The sequence below is a fragment of the Vibrio sp. V03_P4A6T147 genome (genome assembly GCF_002241085.1).
Classification (GTDB): Bacteria; Pseudomonadota; Gammaproteobacteria; order Enterobacterales; family Vibrionaceae; genus Vibrio; species Vibrio anguillarum.
In genome coordinates this window covers 1-2064 of sequence record NZ_NDIO01000182.1, presented here as the reverse complement: position 1 = coordinate 2064, position 2064 = coordinate 1, and the positions used below count along the sequence as shown (strand labels likewise).

Sequence of the window (2064 nt, the reverse complement as noted above, 5' to 3'; positions counted from 1 at the left end):
CAACTACACCGTGCGATGGTTTGAGAATATGGTCATAGGCAAAGTCGATATTCATCGGCTTAAACGAGCACGTTGGCTGGTGAAGACCTTACTCTTCTTGGTGTTAGTGTTGACTCTGCTAATGATGTGGGGCGTGGAACTGCGTGGGTTACTGGTTGTTGGCTCATCACTTTTTGCGTTGCTTGGCGTCGGTTTGTTTGCAGGTTGGTCTTTGCTGAGCAACGTCACCTCATTTCTGGTTTTATTTGTACAAAACCACTGTCGCATCGGTTTATGGGTGCGAGTGGTGGATGGCGCAAATTTTGTTGAAGGTAAAATCGTCGACATGAATCTACTCAATGTCGTATTAGAGAATGTTGATGGCAATACAGTGCTCTATCCAAACAACCTCTTTATTGTTCGCCCTGTAATTGTATTAAACAAAACTCCAGAAAAAGCCGTGAAAAAAATCGAGAAGAAACAACTTCCTATCGGAGTAAAACGTTGAACGAATATCAAGACCTTTCACTGCATATTGAAACGATTTCAAAAGCCGATGAGCAGCAACAAATCGACTTACTCGGCGAGTACGTGGAAAGTGGGCTTGATGAAAGCTCGATCGCAATCATTTTAGAAGCTTTTCCTGTCGAGCAGCGGGTACGTCTGTGGCGTAGCCTACCCTTAGAGCTACACATTGATGTACTGACAGAGATGCGTGCTGAAGTACGTTTTTCTATCATCAACGCACTGTCAGAAATAGAACTAAAACTGACTCTCGCCAAGCTCGATAACTTGTCTCTGCTCGAATGGGCCGATTCCCTGCCTGATGAAATCATCAGTGAAGCGCTGCGCTTAATTAGTCGCGACGAGCTTGAATTGTATGATCAAGCCAATGCCTATGAAGATACTGAAGTTGGCCACTGGGCAAACCGTAAAGTGTATACCTTGCCTTTCAGCATCAGTGTCGACAAAGCCAAGATACTATTGGAGAAATATCATTATGACTCTCCACAACATATCTATTTGATCAACAAAGCAAAAAAATTCCAAGGTATCGTGAGTTATACAGAAATTTTGCTTGCTGAAAGCAAAACTTTACTGAAAAACATCAAGCAAGATGATCTCTTTACGCTGAATGCTCACCAGTCACTTTCTGAAGCAGTAGAAGCGTTAGAACATTCCCAATTGCCGACTGTCGCCATCATTGATAACCATGAAATCTTAGTGGGTGAAATTGACTGGCAATTTGCCCTGAGTACACAACGAGAGATTTACGAATCGCGCTTAATGGCCGGTACGGGTATGGATGAAGGAGATGACTTATTTGCACCCATCATTAAAAGTTCCAAAAAACGAGGCCTTTGGCTCGGGATCAACCTGCTGACCGCCATCCTCGCTTCGGTCACTATAGGTATGTTTGAAACGGTCATCTCGCAAGTTGTCGCGTTAGCGGTATTGATGCCAATTGTTGCCTCGATGGGCGGTATTGCGGGAAGTCAAACCTTAACCTTGATGGTACGTGCCATGGCATTGAACCAAATTACACCGGGTAACCGTTTTGCGTTGCTCAAAAATGAAATTGGTATTGGTTCCATTAACGGTTTGTTATGGGCGTTGATCATTGGTGCCTTGGCAGGGCTCTGGTTCCAGTCAGCGATGATTGGCGCCACCATTTCACTGGCCATTGTTGTAAATATCATTACCGCCGCGCTGTTTGGGGTACTCATCCCGATCACGCTTGATAAGTTTAAGCTTGACCCAGCATTAGCGGGCTCTGTCATCTTAACCACAGTAACGGATGTTGTCGGCTTCTTTGCCTTCTTGGGCACAGCAAGTTTAGTGATGTTGTAGCTTTCCAAACCGCTTGAAGCGGCTTACATCAAAAACGGCAACTTTAAACAGGAAAGGAATGTCATTTCAGACAATTGAATAAACTAACTTACTAGTAAATTAAAATATTCTAGTAAGTTAGAGTGGAATTAAACATTCGGTCTGTTATAAAATCCACAATAAAATTATAATTTCCATTCTTACAATTGGAGATTGCTATTATGATTAGAAGTGTTTTTTATATCTTAATTTTTA

General features: G+C 42.7%; 2 protein-coding genes. Both read left to right on the top strand.

What is annotated here, in order from left to right:
* Positions 1-487, top strand: a 487-nt coding sequence (locus tag B9J84_RS07385) for a mechanosensitive ion channel domain-containing protein (RefSeq protein WP_404206533.1), incomplete at its 5' end; no start/stop codon positions are given.
* Positions 484-1830 carry a magnesium transporter gene (locus tag B9J84_RS07380; protein ID WP_017046070.1) on the top strand — a complete coding sequence of 449 codons (1347 nt, stop codon included), beginning with the start codon at positions 484-486 and terminating at the stop codon, positions 1828-1830. The genes B9J84_RS07385 and B9J84_RS07380, both read left to right, overlap by 4 nt.
* Positions 1831-2064: the final 234 nt, after the last annotated feature.